General features: G+C 71.1%; 23 protein-coding genes and 1 tRNA gene. 7 read left to right on the top strand and 17 right to left on the bottom strand.

All coding sequences use genetic code 11. The annotated features are described in order from the left end of the window. Positions 1 to 232: 232 nt before the first annotated feature. From LZ604_RS31535 to LZ604_RS31525, 3 genes are read right to left on the bottom strand one after another with little or no spacing between them, the layout of a single operon-like run. Entirely contained in the window at positions 233 to 889 is a 657-nt protein-coding gene (locus tag LZ604_RS31535; RefSeq protein ID WP_234519349.1) for an HhH-GDP family DNA glycosylase, read from the bottom strand. Between the two features lie 7 nt (positions 890 to 896). Then, positions 897 to 1,244, bottom strand: coding sequence for a DUF3140 domain-containing protein (locus LZ604_RS31530; protein WP_234519348.1), 348 nt, complete (start codon positions 1,242 to 1,244; stop codon positions 897 to 899). Positions 1,245 to 1,290: 46 nt separating this feature from the next. Then, positions 1,291 to 1,773 carry a Dps family protein gene (locus LZ604_RS31525; RefSeq protein WP_234519347.1) on the bottom strand — a complete coding sequence of 161 codons (483 nt, stop codon included), beginning with the start codon at positions 1,771 to 1,773 and terminating at the stop codon, positions 1,291 to 1,293. A gap of 256 nt (positions 1,774 to 2,029) precedes the next feature. On the opposite strand from LZ604_RS31525, the gene LZ604_RS31520 reads away from it, so the two are divergent. The 3 genes from LZ604_RS31520 to LZ604_RS31515 all read left to right on the top strand — a co-directional run bounded on the left by LZ604_RS31520 (position 2,030) and on the right by LZ604_RS31515 (position 4,341). After that, positions 2,030 to 3,217: a thiolase family protein gene (locus LZ604_RS31520; protein WP_234519346.1), complete on the top strand. Its 1,188-nt coding sequence runs from the start codon at positions 2,030 to 2,032 to the stop codon at positions 3,215 to 3,217. 69 nt (positions 3,218 to 3,286) lie between these two features. Then, positions 3,287 to 3,418, top strand: coding sequence for a DUF6980 family protein (locus LZ604_RS36435; protein WP_372482242.1), 132 nt, complete (start codon positions 3,287 to 3,289; stop codon positions 3,416 to 3,418). Positions 3,419 to 3,567: 149 nt separating this feature from the next. Beyond that, positions 3,568 to 4,341, top strand: a complete 774-nt coding sequence (locus LZ604_RS31515) for a sulfite exporter TauE/SafE family protein (protein ID WP_234519345.1) — start codon at positions 3,568 to 3,570, stop codon at positions 4,339 to 4,341. 11 nt (positions 4,342 to 4,352) lie between these two features. Here the strand turns inward: LZ604_RS31515 and LZ604_RS31510 are convergent, their stop codons facing one another. After that, positions 4,353 to 5,138: a TIGR01458 family HAD-type hydrolase gene (locus LZ604_RS31510; protein ID WP_234519343.1), complete on the bottom strand. Its 786-nt coding sequence runs from the start codon at positions 5,136 to 5,138 to the stop codon at positions 4,353 to 4,355. An 82-nt stretch (positions 5,139 to 5,220) separates the two neighbouring features. On the opposite strand from LZ604_RS31510, the gene LZ604_RS31505 reads away from it, so the two are divergent. Then, entirely contained in the window at positions 5,221 to 5,985 is a 765-nt protein-coding gene (locus LZ604_RS31505) for a cobalt-precorrin-6A reductase (protein ID WP_234519341.1), read from the top strand. Here the strand turns inward: LZ604_RS31505 and cobF are convergent. Then, the gene (gene cobF, locus LZ604_RS31500) at positions 5,982 to 6,752 is read right to left on the bottom strand and encodes a precorrin-6A synthase (deacetylating) (RefSeq protein WP_234519339.1); all 771 of its coding nucleotides are present in this window, start codon (positions 6,750 to 6,752) and stop codon (positions 5,982 to 5,984) included. The two genes, LZ604_RS31505 and cobF, sit on opposite strands and share 4 nt — an antisense overlap. A gap of 56 nt (positions 6,753 to 6,808) precedes the next feature. Then, the gene (locus LZ604_RS31495) at positions 6,809 to 7,333 is read right to left on the bottom strand and encodes a DUF309 domain-containing protein (RefSeq protein WP_234519337.1); all 525 of its coding nucleotides are present in this window, start codon (positions 7,331 to 7,333) and stop codon (positions 6,809 to 6,811) included. A gap of 98 nt (positions 7,334 to 7,431) precedes the next feature. Between LZ604_RS31495 and LZ604_RS31490 the strand changes: the two genes are divergently transcribed. After that, a tRNA-Pro gene (locus tag LZ604_RS31490) sits at positions 7,432 to 7,505 on the top strand. Between the two features lie 69 nt (positions 7,506 to 7,574). On the opposite strand, the gene LZ604_RS31485 is transcribed toward LZ604_RS31490, so the two are convergent. Then, entirely contained in the window at positions 7,575 to 9,647 is a 2,073-nt protein-coding gene (locus tag LZ604_RS31485) for a SpoIIE family protein phosphatase (RefSeq protein WP_234519335.1), read from the bottom strand. Between the two features lie 248 nt (positions 9,648 to 9,895). On the opposite strand from LZ604_RS31485, the gene LZ604_RS31475 reads away from it, so the two are divergent. After that, positions 9,896 to 10,375, top strand: coding sequence for an acyl-CoA dehydrogenase family protein (locus LZ604_RS31475; RefSeq protein ID WP_234519332.1), 480 nt, complete (start codon positions 9,896 to 9,898; stop codon positions 10,373 to 10,375). A gap of 391 nt (positions 10,376 to 10,766) precedes the next feature. Here the strand turns inward: LZ604_RS31475 and LZ604_RS31470 are convergent, their stop codons facing one another. From LZ604_RS31470 to LZ604_RS31440, 7 genes are all read right to left on the bottom strand, one after another. Beyond that, complete coding sequence (locus LZ604_RS31470) at positions 10,767 to 11,978, bottom strand: acyl-CoA dehydrogenase family protein (RefSeq protein WP_234519331.1); 1,212 nt, start codon at positions 11,976 to 11,978, stop codon at positions 10,767 to 10,769. Position 11,979: 1 nt separating this feature from the next. Further along, positions 11,980 to 12,930 (bottom strand): 3-hydroxyacyl-CoA dehydrogenase NAD-binding domain-containing protein, encoded by a 951-nt coding sequence (locus tag LZ604_RS31465; RefSeq protein ID WP_234519330.1) that lies wholly within the window; start codon positions 12,928 to 12,930, stop codon positions 11,980 to 11,982. Further along, a complete protein-coding gene (locus LZ604_RS31460; RefSeq protein WP_234519329.1) occupies positions 12,927 to 13,673 on the bottom strand; it encodes an acetoacetate decarboxylase in 747 nt (248 codons plus the stop codon). Before LZ604_RS31460 ends, LZ604_RS31465 begins: the two co-directional genes overlap by 4 nt. A 1-nt stretch (position 13,674) precedes the next feature. After that, positions 13,675 to 14,442, bottom strand: a complete 768-nt coding sequence (locus tag LZ604_RS31455) for a crotonase/enoyl-CoA hydratase family protein (RefSeq protein ID WP_234519328.1) — start codon at positions 14,440 to 14,442, stop codon at positions 13,675 to 13,677. A gap of 31 nt (positions 14,443 to 14,473) precedes the next feature. Further along, complete coding sequence (locus tag LZ604_RS31450) at positions 14,474 to 15,634, bottom strand: CaiB/BaiF CoA transferase family protein (protein WP_234519327.1); 1,161 nt, start codon at positions 15,632 to 15,634, stop codon at positions 14,474 to 14,476. Between the two features lie 247 nt (positions 15,635 to 15,881). Next, positions 15,882 to 16,784 (bottom strand): LysR family transcriptional regulator, encoded by a 903-nt coding sequence (locus LZ604_RS31445; RefSeq protein ID WP_234519352.1) that lies wholly within the window; start codon positions 16,782 to 16,784, stop codon positions 15,882 to 15,884. Between the two features lie 711 nt (positions 16,785 to 17,495). Further along, the gene (locus LZ604_RS31440; RefSeq protein WP_234519326.1) at positions 17,496 to 18,479 is read right to left on the bottom strand and encodes an aldo/keto reductase; all 984 of its coding nucleotides are present in this window, start codon (positions 18,477 to 18,479) and stop codon (positions 17,496 to 17,498) included. A gap of 98 nt (positions 18,480 to 18,577) precedes the next feature. Between LZ604_RS31440 and LZ604_RS31435 the strand changes: the two genes are divergently transcribed. After that, positions 18,578 to 19,156: a TetR/AcrR family transcriptional regulator gene (locus tag LZ604_RS31435; RefSeq protein WP_234519325.1), complete on the top strand. Its 579-nt coding sequence runs from the start codon at positions 18,578 to 18,580 to the stop codon at positions 19,154 to 19,156. Positions 19,157 to 19,201: 45 nt separating this feature from the next. Here the strand turns inward: LZ604_RS31435 and LZ604_RS31430 are convergent, their stop codons facing one another. The 3 genes from LZ604_RS31430 to LZ604_RS31420 all read right to left on the bottom strand — a co-directional run bounded on the left by LZ604_RS31430 (position 19,202) and on the right by LZ604_RS31420 (position 23,791). Continuing rightward, a complete protein-coding gene (locus tag LZ604_RS31430) occupies positions 19,202 to 20,128 on the bottom strand; it encodes a LysR family transcriptional regulator (RefSeq protein ID WP_234519324.1) in 927 nt (308 codons plus the stop codon). 4 nt (positions 20,129 to 20,132) lie between these two features. Then, positions 20,133 to 22,010 carry an FUSC family protein gene (locus LZ604_RS31425; RefSeq protein WP_234519322.1) on the bottom strand — a complete coding sequence of 626 codons (1,878 nt, stop codon included), beginning with the start codon at positions 22,008 to 22,010 and terminating at the stop codon, positions 20,133 to 20,135. A 77-nt stretch (positions 22,011 to 22,087) separates the two neighbouring features. Further along, positions 22,088 to 23,791 (bottom strand): NAD-dependent malic enzyme, encoded by a 1,704-nt coding sequence (locus tag LZ604_RS31420; RefSeq protein WP_234519319.1) that lies wholly within the window; start codon positions 23,789 to 23,791, stop codon positions 22,088 to 22,090. Positions 23,792 to 23,910 lie beyond the last annotated feature (119 nt).

Raw genomic sequence — 23,910 nt, 5'->3', positions numbered from 1 at the left:
CTACTCCCCCCCCCCCCCCCGCCCCCGCCGCCGCCCCCCCCCCCCCCCCCCCTCCCCCCCCCCCCCCCCCCCCCCGCCCCCCCCCCCCGCGCCCCCGCCCCCCGGCGGCCCCCCCCCCCCCCCCCCCCCCCCCCCCCCCCCCCCCCCCCCCCCCCGCGGGCCCGCCCCGCCCCCCCCCCCCCTCCGTTCCCCCACTTCCCGAACGGTGTCTGCGGTCGCCGGGGCGGCAGCCCTAGGCCGCGTGCTCCAGGACGCCCTCCGCCACCTTCTTGTCCAGTGCCGCCCGCACCAACGCGGCGGAGAGCACCGCCGGTTCGGTGCCGCCCGCCAGCCGCACCAGTTTCTCCGGGTCCTTGGGCAGCCCGAGCCGCTCGGCTCCGGACAGGGCCTTGGCGTCGACGTAGGGCGCCACCTCCGGCCAGACCCGCTGCACCTCCCGCAGGAAGATGTCGGCGCCGGCCGGCCCGATTCCCGGTATCTCCTGAAGAAGCTCGCGCAGCGTCGGAACGTCCCCGTCCGCCTCCTTCCGCAGCCTGCGCAGATCGCCTCCCCAACGCTCCGTCAGCAGCTCGGCGCCGTCGCCGAGCTGGGTCGCCGTCCGCTCGTCGTAGCGCCGGTAGCCGCCCCGGCCGAGCGCGTCCACACGCTCCTGCCACTCGGCTCCGGCCATGCGCCGAGGATCGCGCAGTCCCGCCTCCTGCAGCGCCCGCACCGTCTCCAGGGCGATCGAGGTGCGGATGCGGGCGCTGAGCAGCAGGGCCATCAGCAGCAGCCGGTAGAGCGGCTGCGGGGCGTCCTTGAGCGGGATGCCCGCTTCCTCGGCGTAGGTGTGACCGTGCTCGCGGACGAGTTCTTCGACGACGCGGTCCGCCTTGTCGCGGCGGGGCACGGCGATCTCACTTCCGCGGCTTGAGCGGGTCGTGGCCGATGGTCATCAGCCGGTGGCGGCGGTCCTCGTCCGAGGCACGCTCGGGCTCCGGTTCGTCGTACAGGTCCTGCTGGGCGGTCACGGTGTCCACGACCTCACGCATCACCTGGATGTCGTCGTCGGTCAGATCCGTGCGCCGCTTCTGCAGGATCGCGAGGACGTGCCGTCCGGTCGGCGGGCCCGCCTGCTCGGGCAGCGGCTCGGTGTCCTCGCCGGCGTCCAGGACCCGCAGCCAGGCCGCGAGTTCCTGGGAGGTCATGTTGACCACGCGGTGGAACTCGTCCCACAGCGCGTCCATCTCCAGGGCGTCGGTCATGGTGTACTCCTCTCCACCCTCGGTGGCAGCCCTGCCTCTCGGTGGTTCAGTCCTCCCGCGGCCAGTTCTCGGCCTCGAACATCCAGCGCTGCTTCTCCAGCTCCGCGGTGAGTCCGATCAGCAGGTCCTGGGTGACCGGATCGGCCTTCTCCGTGGCGTCGATCCGCGTGCGCAGCCGTCCGATCGCCGTCTCCAGCGACTCCACCATCAGCCGCACGACGTCGGTGTCACGCAGCCAGCCCTCCTTCGCGCCCGGCAGTCCGAAGGCGGACGCGACGGTCTCCGGCCGACCGTCCGGCGGGACGCCGAGCGCGGCGGCCCGCTCGGCGACGGTGTCGGCGTACGTGCGTGTCGTGGCCACCACTTCGTCCAGCTGGAGGTGGATCGAACGGAACCTCGGTCCGACGATGTTCCAGTGGGCCTGCTTCCCGACGAGTGACAACCCCAGCAGATCCACCAGAGTCTCCTGCAGAGCGTCCCCCGTGACCCGGCGTGCGGGCTCGGGCAGAGTGCTGTGCACCACGGTCATCGCGCGCTTCTCCTTGTCGGTCGGTGTACTGGTCGGTATGCCGGTCGGTCCTGGTCCGGGGCGGTTCGGCGGCGGGGCCCTGGCTCTCGCATGCCGCCTGCCACCCCATGGCCGCCCGGGTGCCCGGGTCGGATGGGGGTGAAACCCGGTGAGCAGGTCCGGCGCGGGGCGGGAAGCTTCCCGGTGGGCCGTCCGCGGTCTATAGTCAAAACTAGCGGTGCTAATTAATGGTTCGAGGCCGATCAGGAGTCCCGTCGTGCGTACCGTCCATTTCGCGGCAGCCCGCCGCACCCCCATCGGCAAGCTGCGCGGCGCCCTGTCCTCCGTACGGCCCGACGACCTCGCCGCGACGGTGATCCGGACCCTGGTCGCGGACGTGCCCGGCCTCGACCCGGCCCGCGTCGACGACGTCTACTGGGGCGCCGCCAACCAGGCCGGCGAGGACAACCGCAACGTCGCCCGCATGGCCGCGCTCCTGGCCGGGCTGCCCGAATCCGTCCCGGGCGCCACGGTCAACCGGCTGTGCGCCTCCGGTCTGGAGGCGGTGACGACCGCGGCCCGCACCATCGCCGCGGGTGAGGCCGACATCGTGCTGGCCGGCGGATCCGAGTCCATGAGCCGCGCCCCCTTCGTACTGCCCCGCCCCGAGGAGGCGCTGCCGCACCGCATCGAGACCGTCGACACGCGTCTCGGCTGGCGCCTGGTCAACCCCGCCATGAAGGACCTCCACGGACTGCTGTCCATGGGTGAGACCGCCGAGGAGGTCGCGGAGCGGTACGGCATCGGACGGGTACGCCAGGACGAGTTCGCGCTGCGCAGCCACCGGCGTGCCGCGGACGCCCGCAAGAACGGGTGGTTCGACAGCGAACTGCTGCCCGTGGTGAGGCCGGACGGGGTCGTGGTCACCACCGACGAAGGCGTGCGCGAGGACACCTCCTACGAGAAGCTCGCCCGCCTCAAGCCCGCCTTCCGCGAGGGCGGCACCGTCACCGCGGGCAATGCCTCGCCGATGAACGACGGAGCCGCCGGCCTGCTCCTCGTCAGCGAGGAGGCCCTCGACGAGCTGGGACTCGAGTCCCTCGGCCGCTATGTCGCGGGCGCCTCGGCCGGCGTCCACCCGGACGTGATGGGCATCGGGCCCGTGCCCGCCACCGAGAAGGCCCTGGCCCGCGCCGGCTGGACGATCGGCGGCATCGAGGAGGCCGAGTTGAACGAGGCGTTCGCCGCCCAGACCCTCGCGTGCGTCGACCGTCTCGGCATCGACCCGGAGCTGGTCAACCCCGACGGCGGCGCCATCGCACTCGGGCATCCGCTCGGCTGCTCGGGCGCACGGATTCTGACCACCCTGCTGCACCGCATGCGCCGCACCGGGGCGGCCCGCGGGCTCGCCACCATGTGCGTGGGAGTCGGGCAGGGCACCGCGGTGCTCGTGGAACGGCCCTAGGGTTTCCCTCGCCCCTGATCCACCGGGACGGCGCGAACCCGACATGGGAACCGAGGCGATGGCCCGACACTGCTGTACGGCGATGACGGACCGGGCGAACTGGCGTGCGACCGGCACGAGGGCCCCTTCGCCTGCCCGGACGCACTGATCCCGTTCACCGCCAGGTTCCGGGAGTACCCGCTGATCGTCCACGACGGCTGACGCGTGCCGTCGGGCATACGGCAACCCGGGCCTGGGCACGGGGTTGGGGCTGCGGTGGCCGCACAGCCCCGGCCTGCGGCCCGGGACCCGGCCGCCGGGCGAGACGCCTCTGACGCGGCCGGATGCGTGGGCATAGCATCGGTCCCCGCATGAACACGATGACGCTCTGGAACATATCCGCCGGGGGGTTCGCCGCGCTGGCCGTCGCGGCGATGCTCGTAGGCTTCTCCAAGACCGCCGTCAGCGGCGCCAACACGGTCAGCCTCGCGATCTTCGCCGCGGTCCTGCCCGCCCGGGCCTCGACCGGCGTCCTGCTGCCGGTGCTGATCGTCGGCGATGTCCTCGCGGTCCTCACCTACCGGCGGCATGCCCACTGGCCCACCCTGTGGCGGCTGTTCCCGGCGGTCGCCGTGGGCGTCGTCCTGGGCACCCTGTTCCTGATGTGGGCGGACGACGGAGTCGTACGCACGTCGATCGGCGCGACCCTGCTGCTGATGGCGGCGGTCACGGTATGGCGCCGACGCGCTGCCGGCCGGCCCGACGACCCGGACGCGGTGACCACGCGAGCCGGGCGGATCAAGGCCCGCTCCTACGGTGTCCTCGGCGGCTTCACCACGATGGTGGCGAACGCCGGCGGCCCGGTGATGTCGATGTACCTGCTGTCGGCGGGCTTCCGCAAGATGGGCTTCCTCGGCACCTCGGCGTTCTTCTTCCTGATCGTCAACGTCTCCAAGGTTCCTTTCAGCGCCGGCCTCGGCCTGATCGACGGCCGCTCACTGCTGCTGGACGCGGCGCTCGCGGTGTTCGTGGTGCCGGGTGCGTTCGTCGGAAAGTGGGCGCTGCACCGGATCGACCAGCGCCTGTTCGAGCAATTGGTGATCGCCGCCACCGTGGTGGGCGCCCTCCAGTTGCTGCTGCGCTGAGCGGGAGGGAATCAGCGGCGCAGCAACGCGGGGAGGTCCGCGAAGGAGTCGAGGACGTGGTCGGGCTCGCCGCTCGCGGCCCGGTGGGTCTCCGGCTGGTACTTGCCGGTCCTGACGAGTACCCCCCTGATCCCGGCACGCTGGGCCGCGAGAACGTCGTTCTCGATGTCGTCGCCGACCATGAGCGCCTGATCCGCGCCGACCCCGAGACGGGCCAGCGCCGCCTCGAAGAACGCGGGCGACGGCTTGCCCGTGACCTCGGCCTCGACCCGCGCCGCCCGCTCCAGACCGAGCAGAAACGCACCCGAGTCGAGTTGCAGCCCCTGGTCCGTGCGCCAGTACAGGTTGCGGTGCATGGCGACCAGCCGCGCACCGCGCTGAAGGTGGCCGAAGGCGCGGTTGAGCGCCGCGTAGTCGAACTCCGGTCCGGCCCCGCCGAGGAGTACGACGTCCGGGACGGTGTCCTCGTCGTCGGCGACGACCGAGACCCCGACCAGGTCCTCCCGGATGTCACCGCTGTTGAGCAGCAGGCACCGCGCGCCCGGACAGCGGTCGGCGAGATACCCGGCTGTGACGGCGGGCGCGGTCAGGACGTCTTCGGCGGACACCGGGAAGCCGGCTTCGGAGAGGGTCTCGGCAACCGACGCACGGGTGCGGGACGTCGTGTTGGTGACCAGGGAGACGGCGAGACGCGCCGCGCGGATCTCCTGCAGTGCGCGGACCGCGCCCGGCAGGGGCTGCCAGGAGACGGTGAGGACCCCGTCGATGTCGATGAGCACGGCGCGCACAGCATCCATACCAGGACCCTAGCGAGCGGAGCGCCCGCCCGCCGTGAGGCCGCGGGCGGAGGGAACCGGGGAAGCCCGTACCCTCGTGGCCATGTCCCTCCACGTCCTGGTCCTCGGCGGTACCACCGAGGCGCGTGAACTGGCCGCCTCGCTCGCGGCCCGTCCGGACGTACGGGTGACCACGTCCCTGGCAGGCCGGGTGTCCCGGCCGGGGACGGTCGAGGGGGACGTACGCGTCGGCGGGTTCGGCGGCGCCGAGGGGCTGGCCGCATGGCTCCGCGCGCACCGGGTGGACGCGCTGGTCGACGCCACGCACCCGTTCGCCGCCGGCATCACCGCGAACGCGGCTCGGGCCGCGGCGGCCGCCGGTGTTCCCGCCGTGGTACTGCGCCGGCCCGGCTGGCGTCCGGCGCCCGGCGACCGGTGGCACGAGACGGCCTCCCTCGCGGGCGCGGCCGCGCTGCTTCCGGCGCTCGGGCGTCGGGTGTTCCTCACCACCGGCCGACTGGGCCTCGCGGCCTTCGCCCATCTGGCGGACTTCCACTTCGTCGTACGGTCGGTGGAGCCGCCGGAGCCGCCCATTCCGCCAGACACGGAAGTGGTGCTCGCCCGCGGGCCGTTCACGGTCGGGGAGGAGACGGCCCTGCTGCACGAGCACCGCATCGAGGTGCTGGTGACGAAGGACAGCGGGGGAGCGGCGACGGCGGCCAAGCTCACGGCGGCGCGGGAACGGGGGATCCCGGTGGTCGTCGTACGGCGTCCGCCCCTGCCCGAGGGCGTCACCGCGGTGCCGGACGTGGCCGAAGCACTCTCCCGGCTGGGGCTCGGCTCCCGGGAACGGCCGGATCCCGTCTAGTCCCGTGGACGCCTGCGCAGCAGATACGTGTCCATGATCCAGCCCTTGCGCTCCCTGGCTTCCGCCCGCAGCCGCTCGATGCGCTCGGCCGTCTCGGCCAGGGGGCCGGAGACGAGTATCTCGTCCGGTGTGCCGATGTACGCGCCCCAGTAGATGTCGATGTCCTGGTCTGCGTACTGCCGGAAGGTCTGGTGGGCGTCGAGCATGACGACCACGTCGTCGACGCCTTCCGGGAAACCTTCGGCGAGACGGCGCCCCGTGGTGATCTGCACGGGCCTCGCCACCCGGTTGAGCCCCGTGCGGTGCCTGGCGACAAGCGCCGAGACGCTGCTGATCCCGGGCACGACGTCGTACGAGAACGTCACCGCGCCGCGGGCCAGGACCTCCTCCAGGATGCCGAGCGTGCTGTCGTAGAGCGCGGGGTCGCCCCAGACCAGGAAGGCGCCGGTGTCGTCCTCGCCCAGCTCCTCGGCGATGAGCCGCTCGTAGATGTCGGCTCGCGCCGAGCGCCAGTCGCCGACGGCGGGGGAGTAGGCGGTGCCGCCCGCGGCCCGGTCGCGCTCGGGGTCGCGTGCCTCGGCCAGGCGGTACGTCCCCTCCGGCAGGTGTGCGTCGAGAAGGTCACGGCGCAGCTGCACGAGGTCCGACTTCACCTCGCCCTTGTCGAGCACGAAGAACACGTCCGTGCTCTTCAGCGCCTTGACCGCCTGCAGGGTCAGCTGATCGGGGTCGCCCGCCCCGATGCCGATGACATGAATCTTTCGCACGCCCCGAGTCTGCCGTACGCCGCCGAGCGCCCGCGCCCGCCCCTGCCCCGGTCCGCCTACCGTGGTTCCCCGCGCAGCCGGGGCGCCCACGCGCGTGCGTCGACCGGCGCCGCCTCCCGCTCCACGACCGCCGCCGAGTCCCGTGCCCAGCGGACGAGTTGCGTCACCCCGATACCGTACGGCCGCTCCCGGCCACTCTCGATCGCCCACTCCTCCACGGCGCCGGCACCGCGTCGCAGCAGCCGGGCACCACCGGTCGCGTTGCCACGGGCCGCGTGCGTCAGGCCGACGGCCAGCTGGGCGAGCCCGCGCCACAGGGCACGCTCCTCGGCGGGCCCCGACTTCCATGCGTCCTCGAAAACCTCGTGGGCATGGAACGGCCGCCCGTCGTCCAGCAGCGCCTGAGCCTCGGCGACGGTGTCCTGCGGTGTCCGCAGGACACCCTCCGGCTGGCGCTCCACGCCCGGCGAGCCGTACGGAAGCGGCCGCCCCAGTCCGTCCCGTGGCCGCGCATTGCGGGCCCGCCCCCCGGCGTCGCGGTCGCGGTCCCGGCTCGCGCCGGCCTCCGATGCGTCGTTCATACCCCGATTGTCCCCCGCCGCCCGCCCCTTCGAGGCAGTCCGCGGCGTGGGGTAGAGTTCTGTCCGCGCGATCACGCGGGCCACCGCGAGAGGCGCACCGGGACGTGGCGCAGCTTGGTAGCGCACTTGACTGGGGGTCAAGGGGTCGCAGGTTCAAATCCTGTCGTCCCGACGGTGAGGTCGTTGGATTTCCATACGTCAGGGGCTCTCTTCGGAGAGCCCCTGACGCATGAGTCGGTAGTCAGGGCGGGGTTGCGGTCGGGAGAGTCTTCTCGGCCCAGACGGTCTTGCCCTCGAGGGAGTAGCGGACACCCCAGTTCTGTGCGAGTTGGGCGATGATGAACAGGCCGCGTCCGCCTTCGTCGATGGTGTTCGCGTGGCGCAACCGCGGCGCGAGGGAATTGCCGTCGTGGACCTCGCAGGTGAGTGCCCGGTCCTTGATGAGCTGCAACCGCAGAGGCGGGGTGCCGTAGCGGACGGCGTTGGTGACCAGTTCGCTGACGATCATTTCGGTGGTGTAGGCGGTTTCCTCGTCTATTCCCCACAGGGCGAGCTGCTGTCGGGTGTGGGCGCGCGCCGTGGCGACGGCTTTGGCGTGCGGGTCGAGATCCCACCTGGCGACGTGGTGAGCGGGAAATGTGCGCGTGCGGGCGAGCAGGAGGAAGACATCGCCGTGGCAGGTGTCGTTCCGCAGCCGGTAGAGCACCTCGTCGCACAGATCCTGCAGTGGCCGGTCGGGATGGGCCAGCACCTGCTGGAGAGTGTCCGGGGACGGGGAGACGTACAACAGGGATGCGGTGTAGAAGGCGAGGATGCTGCCGTCGGTGACAGGGAGGGTGGTGACGGCGAAGGGGGATCCCTCGGCACTGCCCAGAGGGGGTCCGGCGGGCAGGTCGGGGATCTCGGTGGTCCCGTCGGGGTGGGCGATGACGGGTGGGGGATGGCCGGCCAGGGCGATCGCGCAGGTCTGGGCGAGCGGGTCGTATACCGCGTATGCGCAGCTTCCCCTGACGGGTACGCGGTCTCCCGGCGGCAGGGTTGCGCGTTCCTGGGCCAGACTCAGGGCAGTGTCGTTGAGGCGTGCGACGAGTTCGTCGGGCTCCAGGCCGAGTGCGGCCAGGGAGTGGGTGGCGGTCCGTATCTGTCCCAGAGTGGTGGCCGCGTGGACGCCTTGACCGGCGACTTCTCCGACCATCAGCGCGGTGCGGGCGCCGGGCAGGGCGAAGGTGTCGAACCCGCCGCCTCCGCCCACAGCGGAGGGCACGTGCATGTGCGCGGTTTCGACGGTGGTCTGCGTCGCAGGGAGGGGCAGCAGCACATGGCGCTGGATCGTCAGAGCGATGGTGTGTTCGCGTGTGTAGCGGCGGGCGTTGTCGATGCACAGCGCGGTGTGAGCGGCCACTGCGCGGGCGAGGGTGACATCGCCTCTTTCGTAGGTGTCCGTCTGGCCGGTGCGGTACAGGCTCAGCAGCCCCAGCACGGTCCCACGCAGCGCCAGGGGCACCGTGATAAGGCTGTGGGCGCCGGACGCGCGGATCGCTGCGGCGCGTGGCGGGTCGGCTGCCAGCCAGGGCGTGTCGGGGCCCAGGGCTACGACGCGGGGCACGAGGTCGGCCAGCGTCTGGGCGAAGGGCGTCGGGAACGGCAGAGCGCGCACGTCACCCACCGGATGTGCCTGCATCTGCTCCTCGCCGCCGCTATGGCCGTAGGCGGCACGGCGCAGCGGCACCTCGAGTCCCAGAGGGCTCAGCGGAGGGTCCTCGCCACGCACCACTGCGTCCACCACGTCCACCACGGCTATGTCGGCGAGGTCCGGCACCACCTCATGCACCAGTTCCTCGCAGGTGGCCACCACATCGAGGGTCCGTCCCACGCCCTCGCGCACCGAGCCGAAGACGCGGAGGCGGGCGCCCACCTTTTCGCGTTCGGTGACATCGAGCATCTCCGCCAGCACCCCCAAGACCCTCCGCTGCGGGCTCTCCAGACGAGACGCCGAGACGGAGAACAGGTACTCAGGCCCCGGCGCGCCCTTCGGACGCACTCTCACCAGGTGGTTCCGTGCGGGCGCGCCGCTCGCCAGCACACCCTCCAGCATCGCCACCACCTCACCGGGCGCGGAAAGGTCGTACACCTCGGTGAAGTGCCGGCCCACGATCTGCCCAGGCGGTGTTCCGTGCAGACCCGGCACGGTGAGGTTGAGCCGTAGGATCCGCAGCTGCGTGTCCAAGATCAGCAGGCCTGTAGGGGACTGGCGGAACAGAGCTTCCAGTACCGCAACACCCTCGACGGGCGAGATGGCGTCGTCTTGCGCCACGCCGACCACCTCCACTATCCAGCCTGCCCCTGGCTCCAGCGCGCCGCTCCCTGGCCTCGGAAGACGTCTCGGAAGACGTCAGGGAGCACCGGCGTGGAGAACACGGCACCAAGGGCATCTCTGTCTTCCTGGTCGAGTCCGACCGCCCGGGCGTCGGCGTCGGGCCGAAGGACCACAAGACCGGCCAGGCCGGCGCCTGGACCGCCGAGGTCTTCTTCGACGACGTCCGGGTCCCACTCTCCGCCCTGGTGGGCGGCAAGGAGGGCGCGGGCTTCGGCGAGGCCATGAAATCGCTGGTCCGCGGCCGGGTGCACATCTCCGCGATCTGCGTCGGCATGGCCCAGCGGATCCTCGACGAGTCGGTTGCCTACGCCGCCTCCAACAAACAGGGCGGCTCCCCCATCGGCGAGTTCCAGCTGGTCCAGGCGATGCTTGCGGAGATCCAGACCGGCGTCTACGCCGGCCGTGCCATGGTCCTGGAGGCCGCGCGGAAGTACGACTCCGGAGAGGATCGGAAGATCGGCCCCGCCGCCGCCAAGCTGTTCTGCGCCGAGATGGTCGGCCGCGCCGCCGATCTCGGCGTCCAGATCCACGGCGGCATGGGCTACATGCGGGGGGTGGCGGTCGAGCGATGTTTCCGCGACGCCCGCCTGTTCCGCATCTACGAGGGCACCAGCGAGATCCAGAAGCTGATCCTGGGCCGGGCCCTGCTCAAGGACGTGAAGTGACCATCGCGATGCGGCCGCACCAGTCGATCGGCGACTGCCTGGCCCCGTGACCGCGAGCCTCCGCCGGCGACAGGCAAGCCCGAAATGACCAAGGCGTCTCCTTCTCCGTCGGCGAGGGCGCCGGCCCTGTCTCCGGCCAGGTCATCCATGCCGCGGGTCTCCGGCCAGGTCATCCATGCAGCGGGTCTCCGGCCAGGTCATCCGTGTCGCGAGCGGCCCCAGGGCCTGATCCGGCGCACCCGACCGATCCCGGAGGCATCCGGCCCGCGCACCGCGTGTCGTGGACGAGGCAGTCCGGCTCGGAGGCCGTGGCCCGTCTGCTGGGCGTGTCCACCACCAAGACGAGCCGCCGCTCCTGGCCGCGTGGGAGGGCCGGGACGGCGGCCGCGTCTCACACGAAGGCACTCTGCCCGGTGATGGACTTGCCGACGATGAGGGTCTGCATCTGGTGGGTGCCCTCATAGGAGTAGAGGGCTTCGGCGTCCGAGAAGAACCGGGCGACGTCGTAGTCGAGGAGGATGCCGTTGCCGCCGAAGAGTTCGCGGGACCAGGCGACGACCTCGCGCATACGGGCGGCGACGTACTCCTTGGCCAGCGCGGAGTGCTCGTCGCGGAAGATGCCCTGGTCCTGCAGCCGGGCGAGCTGTACCAGCATGCCCCAGGAGGCGGTGATGTTGCCCAGGCTCTTGACCAGCAGGTCCTGCACCATCTGGAACTTGGCGATGGGCCGGCCGAAGGCGATGCGTTCCTTGGCGTAGTCGAGGGCGAGTTCGTAGGCGCCGATCATGACGCCCAGGGCCTGCCAGGCGACCCCGCTGCGCGTCTGGCGCAGGAGCTCGGCGACGTCTCGGAAGCCCTTGATGTTCTGCAGCCGGTTGGCCTCCGGCACGCGCACGTCGGTCAGGGTGATCTCGGCGTTCTGCACGATCCGCAGCGCGATCTTGCCTTCGATCTTCACCGGCTGGAAGCCGGGAGTGCCCTTTTCGACGACGAAACCCTTGACCTTGTTGTCGTCGACGTCCCGCGCGAAGACCACGACGTAGTCGGCGAAGGTGGCGTTGCCGATCCACTTCTTGGCGCCGTTGAGGATCCAGGTGTCGCCCTCGCGCTTGGCGGTGGTGCGCATGCCGCCGGAGACGTCGGAGCCGCCGAGCGGTTCCGTGAGGGCGAAGGCGCCGATCTTCTCCATCGTGGCCATGGCGGGCAGCCACCTGTCGCGCTGTTCCTGGTCGCCGCCGTAGTAGATGGAGTAGAAGCCGAGCCCGTTGTGGACGCCGAAGAAGGTGGCGACCGAGGCGTCGACGTGGCCCAGCTCCGTGGCGAGCATCCCGCTGAGCAGGTGGCTGGCGGCCGGCTGGTGCTCGCCGTAGCCCTCGTAGGCCAGGGCGGCCAGCCCGCTGCCGCGGAACTTCTCGATCAGTTCGTAGGGGAACTCGCCCCTGCCCCAGTACTCGTTGACGAGCGGCTTGATCTCCTCGCGCAGGAAGGTGCGGGCCTTGACCAGTATCCTGCGCTCCTCGTCCGAAAGCAGCGTCTCGTAGAGGTAGAAGTCGGCGGTCAGCTGGTCGTCCAGGTGTGCGAGGGGGGTGGTGCTGGTGGTCATCTCAGTTCTCCTTCTGGTGCTGGTTGCGGCGGATGTCTTCCAGGGCGGACAGGACGGCGAGTTGCCTGCGGTCCCGGGCCTCGGCGAGGTGGGTGTACGGCGTGGAGGCGTATGCCTTCTCCACCGCTTCGATGACTCGCTCCCGGTCCTTGGGGTCCTGCGAGGGCTGTCCGAGGGCCAACTGCTGCATGGACCGGCCGATATGCGCGCTGATGTGGCGGTAGCCGCCGGGGCCGCCGCCCAGATGTGAGCCGAGGAACGGCCCGACCGTGGACCAGCGGATGCCGAGCGAGTGCGTGACGACGGTGTCCAGGTCCTCGGGGCTCACGACGCCCTGCTGGACGAGGTAGACGGCCTCGCGGTTGAGCGCGCTCTGGAGACGGTTGCCCACGAAGCCGGGGATCTCCTGGCGTTCGACGACGGGGGTGCGGCCGACGGCGGTGTAGAAGTCGACGGCCGCCTGCACGGCTTCCTCGGTGGTGCGTTCGCCGGGTACGACCTCGACGAGCGGCAGCAGATGCGGCGGATTGAAGGGGTGTCCGATGAGGATGCGGCCGGCGTCCTCGAGGTCCGTGGTGAAGACGGTCGCCGGGATCGCCGACGACGAACTCAGCATCAGTGCGTGCCCGGGGGCCTCCCGGACCAGCCGGGCGAACAGCTCCTTCTTGAATGCGACGCGCTCGGGCCCGTTCTCCTGGACGACGTCGGCGTCCCGGACGGCTTCCGTGACGTCGGCCGCGAAGTGGACCCGGTCGGCGAGGCCGTCGGTGTCCAGACCCTGGGCGGTCAGGTGCGGGGTGAACGCGGCGAGTGCCGTGCCGATCGCCTCGGCGAGATCTGGGCGCGGGTCACTCACGCGGACGGTCAGGCCGTGGCCGGCGAACAGTGCCGTCCAGGACAGCCCGATGGTGCCCGCGCCGATCACGGCGGCGGTGCGGAAATGACGTGTCACTGGGTGTCTGCCTTGAGGTAGTCGAAGACCGGCTTGACCGGGGCGAGGGTCAGATCGGTGAGGATGTGGCTGGCGGAGACGATCTCCAGGACGGGCAGGTCGGCCAGCGGGGCGAGGACGTGCTGGAACAGCTGCAGCCGGGCCGGGCCGGTGTAGGCGGCCTTGACGAGCACGTCGGTGATCTCGGTGCGGACCAGCTCCAGGACGCGCGGGGTGCCGTCGTAGCCGGGGACGGCCTTCAGCATGAAGGTCGGCACGGTGATCTGCTCTTCGGCCTCGCATGTGTCGAGCGCGTCATGCTTGTAGCCCATGGTCGCGGTGGCGACCCGCAGCGTGCCGTAGTCCAGGGTGCCGACCAGCACGTCCTGGTCGACGTACAGCTGCGGTGTGCCGAGAACCTTCGGGTAGGCGCCGGCCTCGCGTCCGGCCGCTGTCGCCGGGAAGCTGTCGAGGTACATCGCGTGCAGGTACTCGCCCGGCTCGCCGTCGAAGCTGACCTGGATCGCCTGGCCGCCCTCGGTGTAGGGGCCGAACCCGGTGACGTCGTTCATCTTCATGATCTCGAACCGGACCAGCGGCTCCTCGATCCTCAAGGGCTCGGGAACGACCGCCCGCAGCGCGCCGGGGTCGGTGCGGTAGACGATGCTGAGGTACTCGCGGTCGGTGAACCACGCGGTCCTGGGTGGAAACGCCGGGCGGGTCAGCGGGGTGGTCACATGGCGCCGTACGTCTTCGATCCGCATGTCACTTGCCCGTCCACTGCGGGGCACGGCGCTCGGCGAAGGCGGTCATGCCCTCGCGCGCGTCGGCCGAGGCCATCAAAGTGCCCATCTCCTTGCGCTGCACAGCGAACACATCGGCCTCCGGGACGCCGTCGGCGGCCCGCGTAAGGTTCTTCACCGCGGCCAGCGCGAGCGGGGCGTTGTGGGCGAGCTGCTCGGCGAGCTCGACGGCGGCGGCCACTGCCTCGCCGGGCCCGGTGACCCGGTTGGCCAGGCCCAGCTCTCCTGCGCGGCCCCCGCTCACCGGCTCACCGGTCAGCAGCAGCTCCATCGCCAGGTGGTACGGGATGCGCTTGGGCAGCCGGATCACGCCGCCACCGGCGGCGATCAGACCGCGCTTGACCTCCGGCAGGCCGAACTTCGCGTCCTCGGCGGCGACGATCAGGTCACAGCCCAGGGCGAGTTCGAATCCGCCGCCCAGGGCGAAGCCTTCCACCGCGGCGATCAGGGGCTTCGTCAGCTCTGCCTCGGTCAGGCCACCGAAGCCGCGGCCCGGTATGGCGGGCGACTCACCCTTCAGGGCGGCCTTGAGGTCCATGCCCGCGCTGAAGGTGCCGTTCGCTCCGGTCAGGACACCGGCCCGCAGCGCGGCGTCGGCCTCCAGTTCGTCCAGCGCGGCGGCCAGGCCGGCGGCGACCGCGGCGTTCACCGCGTTGCGTGCGTGCGGGCGGTCGATGGTGATCAGCAGGATCGAGCAGACCCGCTGGACGCGCACTTCGTTGCTCTTCATCGCTGTGCTTCTCCTACGACGTACTGCGGGCTCAGCGAGTCGCAGACAGCTCGGCGAGGACCTCCGCGGTGTCCTGGCCCGGAACCGGGGCCAGACGGCGGATCGAGCCGGGCGTGGCCGAGAACCTCACCGGGATCCCGATCGTGTGGACCGGGCCCTCGGTCGGGTGGACCACCGTGTCGAGCAGGTGGCCCTCGCGGACGTAGGGGTCCTCGTGCGAGTGGTCCAGCTCCAGCACCGGTCCCATCGGGATGCTGTGCTTGACACACACCTCGGCCCATTCCGCCGTGGTCAGCGCAGGGGTGCACTCGTCGACCAGGTCGGACAGGTCGTCGGCGTCCGCCGGGTTGAGGACGGGGCCGTTGACGCGCGGGTCCGCGGTGAGCTCGGGACGGCCGGCGGCGGCGAAGAAGTCGCGGTAGTTCTGCGGGTTGTACGGAATCACGGCGGCCAGGCCGTCCTTGGTGCGCCGGGCCCTGTGGTGCTGCGAGAGCGACCGCGCGTAGCCCGTGGGGCCCGTCGCCGGTTCGAAGGTGTGCCCTGCGAGATGCTCGATCAGGTTGAACGTGATCAGTGTGTCGGCCATCGGGATCTCGATCTGCTGGCCGTGCCCGGCCTTGTCCCGGTGCACCAGCGCCGCGAGCACGCTGTAGACGATGGTCAGCGCCGAGACCTTGTCGGCGAGGATGGTCGGCAGGTAGAGCGGCGTCCCCAGCGTGCGGTTGGCGATGTCGACCAGCCCGGAGGCGGCCTGGACGGTCTCGTCGTAGGCGGCGGCGTCGGCCCGGTCGGAGTCGCTGCGGAAGCCCGCGGCGTGTGCGTAGACCAGACCCGGATTCGCGGCGGCGAGGTCGTCGTAGGTCAGGCTCAGTCGGGCGAGCGCACGGGGGCGCATGTTGGTGATCAGTACGTCGGCGGTGCCGATGAGCTTCAGGGCCTGGGCGTGCTCGGCCTCGTCCTTGAGGTTGAGGTCCACGCTGCGCTTGTTGCGGTTGACGTTGAGGTGCATCGGGGTCATGCCCGGCGTGTTGCGGTACTCGCCCACCCGGACGGTGTCCGTGGGGGATTCGATCTTGATGACATCGGCGCCCAGATCTCCGAGGATCTGGGCCGCGTACGGCCCCATGACCACGGTCGAGAGGTCGATGATCCGCACGCCGTCGAGGGGCCCGGAAGTGTGTGTGTCCGCCATTGTCGCGTCCTTTCATGCCTCGGTTGGCTATGACAAAAACGCTAATGGCGAATTGCGACCGGTGGAATTATCGTATTGCTAATATCGGTGTGACCGCAGAGGTCACACCGGTCAAATCACGAAAAACCGCTCCTCCGATGGGGTCACGCCGCTTCAGGGCGTCGACGGCGTCGACGGCGTCAAGGCGTCAAGGGCATCAAGGGCATCGAGGGTGGATATTGGAGCCCCCACGTGCGGCCTGCTCGGTTCAGACGTGAAGCGGGTCGGCGAAGACCTCGCGGGCTGCTTCGACGAGTTCATCGAGGTCACCGCCAGACGCCCGGTCGTGCCGCCAGATCAGGACAGTGTCCAGTCGAGGTTCGAAATCCGTGAAAGGCAGGACCTTCGTATTCTCCATCGCATAGCGGTGCATGGGACTTTCCGTGTCGAGTATGGAAAAGTAGAAAGCCATTCCGCTGGAAATTACTTGAGCGACTCCCGCATAGCCGGTATCCGTCAGCTTGATACGTTTCTTGATCCCCCGCTCGCACAGTTCCCGGTCAAGCTGTTCGAAGTAAGCGGCGCTGATTTCCTTGGGCGCGACGATGAAGGAGAGGTCGGCCAGGTCGGCCAGTGCCACGGAGTCCCGCCCGGCGAATTGGTCGGCCGGCACCACCGCTGCCAGCCGTTCCGATATGGCGGGCAGCTGGTCCAGCGCGGGATCGCTGATCGGCAGCCGGGCCAGCGCGAGCGGGAGTCTGCCCTCGCGCACGCCGATGGTCAGAGCCTTGGAACTGCCGGGCCAGCGCAGGAGCTCGCACCTCCTGCTCACGCGCTCGGCCAGCGTGTCGACGAGCTCGCTCAGCCTGGGGTGCAACCCCGGGGGAATGCCCACGAACATGGTGGTGCGCCCGGATCGGGTCACCTCGCGCAGCCGCCATGGGATGGAATTGATCTGCTCCAGCACCTCTTGCGCGATCGGCAGCAGCGCTTCACCGGCCGGCGTGAGCGTGACACTGTGTGTGTCGCGGTCGAACAGTCGGTGGTCGAGCTCCCGCTCGAGGTCCCTGATCCGCTGGCTCAGCGGCGAAGTGGCCATATGCAGTCGACGGGCCGCCGCCGAGAAGTTCAGCTCCTCCGCAACAGCGACGAAATACCGCAAATGGAACATTTCCACCCTGTCACGTTAACCCTGACAAGCCGGCTTCGAGGTGTCGTGGGTCAGGCGGGGAGAGACCGGACAGCCCGGGCATTGCGGACCGGGAGCACTTTTCGGGGGCCGAAGGCGGGTCACACATCCTGGTTTCCATCGACCGGGGCCGCCCGCCCCGTGCCGTATTGCCCGCCTCAGCCGGCGCGCAGACGAGGATCGCGATCGCCGAGCACGAACTCCGCGGACCAGAGCCCGTGCAACACCTTGCTCAGCAGCGGGTGGCTGGCCTCGAGCCACCTCGCAATAGCGCACGGACCCGTCCTCGTTGATCTGCTGTCCTCCCAGGACGACAGGCGCGCGCAGCAGTTCCTCGCCCCACGGCCCGATGACGTTCCGATCGCGTTCGGTGCCGCGGTGACGGGGGTTGGTCGAACGGTGCCCCGGTGACGGGGTTGGCCGAAGGGGGCGGGTGGGCCGCGCCCGGGAGGGCATGCCGGGACGGGTCACCGGGAAGACGGCGAGCCGCCGACGGGAGCCCAGGCGTGGAGGTCGCCCACCGAGGTGACACGGCCGAACACGCCGTCCGTGAAGTGTCCGGCAGCGATGACGGTGTCCGGCCGCCGCGGCACGTGGTCGCGCACCGCTCGTGGCTGGTCCGGAGGGCTGTCGGCGCCACCGGTGAGGGCCTTCCGGCCCCGCGACGGGACCTTGTGGGGCGCCGGCCGGCTCTCAGCCGTTGAGCGTCGCCATCAGCTCGGGTGCGTAGCGGTCGCCGGTGACCACGCCGTGCGGGGCGACCGCGTCGATCGCGGCGATGTCCTCGGTGCTCAAGGTCACCTCGGTCGCGGCGATGTTCTCCTCGAGGTAGCGGCGGCGCTTGGTGCCGGGGATGGCGACCGCACCTTGGTGCTGGACCCAGGCGAGCGCCAGCTGGGAGGGCGTGACGTTCTTGTCGGACGCGATGCGGCGGACCTCGCGGACGACGTCCAGGTTGCGGTGGAAGTTCTCGCCCTGGAACCGGGGGTCGGTCCGGCGCCAGTCGTCCTCGGTGAAGTCGTCGGGACTGGTGATCGCGCCGGACAGGAAGCCGCGCCCCAGCGGGGAGTAGGCGACCAGGCCGATTCCCAGCTCCCGCAGCGTGTCGCGCACCCCGTCCTGCTCGATGCCGCGCTCGAACAGCGAATACTCGGTCTGGACGGCGGTGAGCGGGTGGACGGCGTGGGCACGCCGGATGGTCCCCGCGGAGGCCTCGCACACGCCGATGTGGCGGATCTTGCCTTCGGCGACCAGCTCGGCCAGGGCGCCGACGGTGTCCTCGATGGGCACCTCGGGGTCGATGCGGTGCAGGTAGTACAGGTCCACATGGTCGGTGCCCAGGTGCCGCAGCGAGCGTTCGAGGGCCCGGCGGACGTACTCGGGCCGGCCGTTGAGACCGATGACCCGGCCGTCGTCGGTGATCTCGACGCCGGTCTTGGTGGCGAGCACGGCGTCTTCCCGGCGCCCTGCCAGCGCCTTGCCGAGAAGCTGCTCGTTGGCGAAGGGGCCGTAGCTCTCGGCGGTGTCCAGCAGGGTGACGCCGAGCTCCAGCGCGCGGTGGATCGTGGCCAGCGACTCGGTCTCGTCGGTGGCGCCGTAGAACGCGCTCATGCCCATGCAGCCGAGACCTTGGGCGCCGACGGTCAGGCCCTTGCTGCCCAGTGCGCGATCTTCCATCAGGGTTCCCCTTCTCATAACTAACTGGATAGATACATACGGTAGAGGGGGGCGCCTCGGGTGTCAATAACTAGATAGTTACTTGCTAGGCTGGCCGCATGCCACGGGACTCCAGCGCCACCAAGGCCCGGCTGCTCGACGCCGCCTTCACCGAATTCGCCGCCTATGGCATCGCCGGGGCCCGGGTGGACCGGATCGCGGAGGCCGCGGGGGCGAACAAGCGGCTGATCTACGCCTACTTCGGCAACAAGGAACAGCTGTTCGACGAGGTCTTGCGACGGGCCCTGACGGCGGGTGCCGAGTCGGTGCCCTTCGACATCGAGGACCTGCCCGGATACGCCGGTGCGATCTTCGACCACCTCGTCGCCCGTCCGGACCTGATGCGCCTGCGCCTGTGGAAACTGCTGGAGCGCCCCTCCGCCACCGGACTCGAACCGGACGCCTACCGGCGCAAGACCGCCGAAGTGGCCGCCGCGCAGCAGCGTGGCGACGTCGCCCGGGAGATGGACCCTGCCGATCTCCTGACCATGGTTCTCGCCATGGCGCAGGCGTGGTTCTGGGCCGCCGAGGGCGAGGAGGCCGGCCAGTCCTGGTCGCCGCAGCGGCTGGCCCGGCACCGCTCGGCGGTCGTCGAGGCCGCCCGCCGGATCTGCGAACCGAAGTCCGCTGACGGATAGCAGCCTCACAGGCGCACGCAGGGGAGCCCTCGTACGAGGCTGTCGTCAGCCTCGGGGCGCAGGTGCCGCGGTCGCGTCGGCGGTCACGCTGCGCGCGTGGTCGACGAACCGTTGCGGGGCCGGTGGCAGGGTGCGCGAGGCCAGCCAGGCGATGCCGATGTCGCGGGCCGCCTGCACATCGGTGACCTGGAGGTAGCGGATGGGCAGGTCCGGGTTCATGTCCGGGGCGGTGGAGGCTTCCCGGGAGACCGGGATCAGGGACACCCCCAGACCGGCCGCGACCAGGCCGCGCAGGGTCTCCACCTCTTCGCCCTCGAAGCCGACGAGCGGGCTGAAACCGGCCTGACGGCACAGCGTTTCGGTGACGCTCCGCAGGCCATAGCCGGGCTTGAGCACGATGAACTGTTCCTCGGCCGCCTCGGCCAGACGGACTCGCTGCCGCTGGGCCAGGCGGTGCCGGACGGGGACGGCGAGCCACAGGCTTTCGACCAGCAGCCGCCGCCATGTGATGAGGGGGTGGCCCGGGTCCCGGCTGGTGATGATCACGTCCGCGGTGGAGTCCAGAAGGCGCTGGGCGAGACCGTTCTCGTCGGCCTGGTGCAGTTCGAACCGGGTCTGGGGGAAGGCCTCCCGGAACCCGGTGACCAGCCTGGGGACGAGCCAGGTGCCCAGCGTGTGCAGGAAGGCCAGCGACACCACGCCGCCCTCCGGGTCGACGACCTCGGCCACCGCGCGGCATCCACGGTCGTAGCTGTCCAGTACGGCATCGACGTACTCCTTGAACACCCGCCCGGCCGGGGTGAGGCGCAGAATCCGGCCGACGCGGTGGAACAGCTCCGCACCCACCTCGTCCTCGAGCCGCTTCAGGGCGCGTGACAGGGCGGGCTGGGTGATGCGTGCCTCCGCCGCGGCATCGGTGACCGTCGCGCCCTCGGCCACGGCCTGGAAGGAGCGCAGAGCGTGCAGGTCCATGCCCTCATTCTCCCGCCGTATCGATCACGGCATGTTCAGGTCCTGTATGCATGGTTCCTGGGGCGGAGCGCAGGGACAGGGACCGTGCGGTCACGGCGTCACAGAGCTGTTCGGCCTCGGTGACCGTCCGCTCCCAGTCGGGGAGCCGGTGACCGGGCCGGACCGGTTCGCGTCGGGCGTTCGCGGCCGCCCGTCGAGCCTCGGCCAGCTGGTGGTAGGCGGCGCGGCGCAGTGCCTGCCGCTGGGCCGGCGCGGCACTCGGGGCGAGGTCCTGGTAACGGCGGGCCGCGGCCAGAGCCGCCTCGGTCAGGGCGTCGGCGCGGCCCGCCGTGGAACGCGGCCACAGCGCGAAGTGCGCTGCGAGCACGAGGGCGGACGCGAGAGCGGTGTCCAGAATGCGGGGCCCGTACAGCGCCCGGTGATCGCCGAGCAGATCGACCAGGACGAACACGATCGCGGTCAGGCCCGTCGTGGCCACCGCGTAGTGATGGCGCACGCCCACGGCCATGAGTGCGCCGAAGACGGCCACCAGGCCGATGAACGCGCAGGTGCTCTCCGTCAGCAGGGACACCGTGCCGATGGCGGCCACGCCGACGACGGTGCCGATGCAGCGGTGCAGTGCCCGGCGGAAGACGGGGCCGAGATCCGGCTGGTAGACGAAGGCCACGGTCATCGGCAGCCAGTAGCCGCGCGGGGCGTTCAGCAGGAGGGCACAACTCTGCGCGGCAAGGACGCAGGCCGCCAGCAGGACGGCGTAGCGCAGTCGTGCCGACCGGCTCTGTCGGGGACATTCCGGAAGCGACAGGGCCGCGTCGTCCATCCCCTCGGCGTCGGCGGCGGCGCGCAGCTCGTTGAGGGCCCGCAGCCCCGGGGAGCCGGGTTCGACCACCGGCAGCACAGCGGCAGCCGCGGGGCGGCCGTCCGGCAGGGATCCTACGGCCGCGTGCTCGCCGTCCGGGGGAGACGGAGCGGCCGCCTGCTCGCCGTCGGGCGCAGACGCCACGGCCGGTTCCCCGCCGTCCGGGAGCAGTCCCCGGGCGATCAGCAGGGGGATTTTCACCACGGTCGCCGGGAGCGGACGCCCTTCCCACAACAGCGTCGTCACCGCCTCACCCAGCCGTGCGGCGACGTGGAACGCCCCGAGGAGCCGGTCGGCCTCCGCGTCGCGGCGGCGCGCGTGACCGGACGTCAGGTAGCGGCCCAGCATGTGATGAGCGGCGTCCAGGGCGTCCGTGAGCCGCCGCCGGGCATCCTCGGCGGTCGCCGTGCCGGCTGCCGCGAGCGCCTCGGACGCGGCCCGGTACACAGCGCGTACGGCGGCCCGCTCGACGTGGTGACGCCGCCACAGCCACGGGGTCGCGGACAGTACGAGGACGAGGCCGACGCCGGTGAGCAGGGCCGACGGTGCCTGCCACCACGGCCCCGGCACCGGGATGCCGCCGCCGACCGTGGCGCCCAGCAGAAGGTGCATGCCGGCCACGGACGCGGTCCGCTCGCGGAGGCTTATCGCGCCGCCGACCAGGGCGCAGACGACCAGGCACACCGTCACGGCCGCCGTCTGCCCGGTGCGCAGCGCGAGTTCACCGGCGAGCAGCCCAAGGGCACTGGCCGGCCCCATCCAGCACAGCCGTCGCGCCCGTGTCCGGTAGGGGTCGGAGCCGTCCTGGCTCACTCCCCACAGGGCGCCGATGGCCGCGATCACCGCGGGGGTCATGTGTCCCGTCCACATGCCGGCGAGCAGCGGGAGGGCGAGGGCGACGGCTCCCCGCAGCGCCGCCGCGACCGGGAAACCGCCGAGAGTGTCGACCAGGGGACGGCGCGGCCGTGACGCCGGGGGAGTGTGCGGTGCACGTCCCTGAGGCGCGTGCGCTGCCGATGCCATACGGCCGTGTTCCTTTCGGGGCGGGCGGGGTCAGCCGACCGGATCGATGGTCTGCGGGAGGGCGATGGGGGGCGGGATCACACGGCCTTGACGGGCGGGTAGTCAGGCTGCCAGGCGGCGGCGCGGACGCGCTCTTCGATGTCGTCGCCGACGGGGGCGTGGGCGACGCCGTCCTGGGCGGCGGCCCGGGCCACGGCCACCGCGACCGCCACGGACGTCTCGCGCAGCCGGTCGATGAGCGGAAGGATCGGGGCGCCCGGCGCGGTGGCGTCGGTCTGCCCGGCGACGGCGTGCGCGGCGGCTACGAGCATGCGGTCGGTGACGCGATCGGCCCCCGCGACGATGGCGCCCAGCCCGAGCCCGGGGAACACCAGGGCGTTGTTGGCCTGGCCGATCTCGTAGGTGACGCCCTCGAACTCGACGGGGGCGAACGGGCTGCCGGTGGCGATCAGCGCACGCCCGCCGGTCCAGGCGAGCAGGTCGGCGGGGACGGCCTCGGCCAGCCGGGTCGGGTTGGACATCGGCAGGATGACCGGACGCCGCACATGGGCGGCCATGGCGCGCACGATCTCCTCGGTGAAGGCGCCGCCCTGGCCGGAGGTGCCGATCAGGATGGTGGGCCGGACCCGGCGGACCACCTCGGCCAGCGGGATGCCGCCGAGCTCCTCGTCGCGCTGCCAGCCGGCGACCTCGGTGCCACGGCGGACATAGGGGGTCTGGAAGTCTCGCAGGCCCCGCTGGCCCTCGGTGAGCAGGCCGTGACGGTCGACCGCCCAGATCCGGGAGGCGGCCTGCTGGGGCGAGAGGCCGCTTGCGACGAGGGCGTCACGGAGCTGGTCGGCGACACCGATGCCAGCGGTTCCGGCGCCGAGGATCACGATGCGATGGTCGGGCAGCGGCACGCCGGCGGCTTCGACACCGGAGAGCACGGCGGCGAGGTTGACGGCGCCGGTGCCCTGGATGTCGTCGTTGAAGGTGAAGATCTTCTCGCGGTAGCGGTCCAGGATGCGGCGTGCGTGGACCGGGCCGAAGTCCTCCCAGTGCAGCATCGCGTTCGGGAACAGCGTGGTGGCCGCGGTGACATAGGCGTCGATGAAAGCGTCGTACGTCTCCTCGTCCACGCGCGGATGCCGGTTGCCCAGGTAGAGCGGGTCGTCCAGCAGTTCCCTGCGGTTGGTGCCGACGTCCAGCATCACCCCCAGCGTCCGCTGCGGGTCCACTCCGGCGGCGGCGGTGTAGACGGCCAGCTTGCCCACCGCGATGTCGATCCCGCCCACACCCCAGTCGCCGATGCCGAGGATGGCCTCGCCGTCGGTGGCCACGATCAGGTCGACGTCGCCCGGCCCCAGTCCGGTGGCGCGCAGCGACCGCTCGATGTCCTCGGGCGCGTCGACCGACAGGTACACCCCGCCCGGGCGTCGGTATTCGTAGCTGTAGCGCTCTATCGCCGCGCCGACGGTCGGGGTGTAGACGATCGGCAGCATCTCTGCCAGGTGATCGCCGATCAGCCGGTGGAAGAGCCGCTCGTTACGGTCGTGCAGTGCCGTCAGGTAGACGTTCTTTGCCAGGTCGGTCGGCTGCGCCTGGTACTGCTGGTAGGCCCGTGCCGCCTGCTGGTCCTGGGTCAGCACCTGTGGCGGGACCAGGCCCACGAGGTCCAGTTCCCGCCGTTCCTCCTCGGTGAAGGCGGTGCCCCGGTTCAGGCGGGGGTTGGACAGCACCGCCCGCCCGCGGGCGGTGGTTTCGAGCCGGCCTGCCGCCGCGTTCCACTTCGTGTTCACAGTCGCCTCCCTGTCGGTCCTGGACTCGGATGACCCCAAGAGTCGGTGAACGTTGCGGCATGCGTCCAATGCCTGATAACCGGGCAGTCCATGACCTCAGTGCATGGAATGCCGCTGAC

The organism is Streptomyces glomeratus (assembly GCF_021462825.1).
Classification (GTDB): Bacteria; Actinomycetota; Actinomycetes; order Streptomycetales; family Streptomycetaceae; genus Streptomyces; species Streptomyces glomeratus.
The sequence above is the reverse complement of the archived record's forward strand: the minus strand, read 5'-3'. Positions and strand labels throughout refer to the sequence as shown.

Coding starts and splice junctions, on each gene's coding strand:
- LZ604_RS31530 (WP_234519348.1), bottom strand. CDS start 1,244: ATGACCGACGCCCTGGAGATGGACGCGCTGTGGGACGAGTTCCACCGC.
- LZ604_RS31525 (WP_234519347.1), bottom strand. CDS start 1,773: ATGACCGTGGTGCACAGCACTCTGCCCGAGCCCGCACGCCGGGTCACG.
- LZ604_RS31515 (WP_234519345.1), top strand. CDS start 3,568: ATGAACACGATGACGCTCTGGAACATATCCGCCGGGGGGTTCGCCGCG.
- LZ604_RS31510 (WP_234519343.1), bottom strand. CDS start 5,138: ATGGATGCTGTGCGCGCCGTGCTCATCGACATCGACGGGGTCCTCACC.
- LZ604_RS31505 (WP_234519341.1), top strand. CDS start 5,221: ATGTCCCTCCACGTCCTGGTCCTCGGCGGTACCACCGAGGCGCGTGAA.
- LZ604_RS31495 (WP_234519337.1), bottom strand. CDS start 7,333: ATGAACGACGCATCGGAGGCCGGCGCGAGCCGGGACCGCGACCGCGAC.
- LZ604_RS31470 (WP_234519331.1), bottom strand. CDS start 11,978: ATGACCACCAGCACCACCCCCCTCGCACACCTGGACGACCAGCTGACC.
- LZ604_RS31460 (WP_234519329.1), bottom strand. CDS start 13,673: ATGCGGATCGAAGACGTACGGCGCCATGTGACCACCCCGCTGACCCGC.
- LZ604_RS31455 (WP_234519328.1), bottom strand. CDS start 14,442: ATGAAGAGCAACGAAGTGCGCGTCCAGCGGGTCTGCTCGATCCTGCTG.
- LZ604_RS31450 (WP_234519327.1), bottom strand. CDS start 15,634: ATGGCGGACACACACACTTCCGGGCCCCTCGACGGCGTGCGGATCATC.
- LZ604_RS31445 (WP_234519352.1), bottom strand. CDS start 16,784: ATGTTCCATTTGCGGTATTTCGTCGCTGTTGCGGAGGAGCTGAACTTC.
- LZ604_RS31440 (WP_234519326.1), bottom strand. CDS start 18,479: ATGGAAGATCGCGCACTGGGCAGCAAGGGCCTGACCGTCGGCGCCCAA.
- LZ604_RS31435 (WP_234519325.1), top strand. CDS start 18,578: ATGCCACGGGACTCCAGCGCCACCAAGGCCCGGCTGCTCGACGCCGCC.
- LZ604_RS31430 (WP_234519324.1), bottom strand. CDS start 20,128: ATGGACCTGCACGCTCTGCGCTCCTTCCAGGCCGTGGCCGAGGGCGCG.
- LZ604_RS31425 (WP_234519322.1), bottom strand. CDS start 22,010: ATGGCATCGGCAGCGCACGCGCCTCAGGGACGTGCACCGCACACTCCC.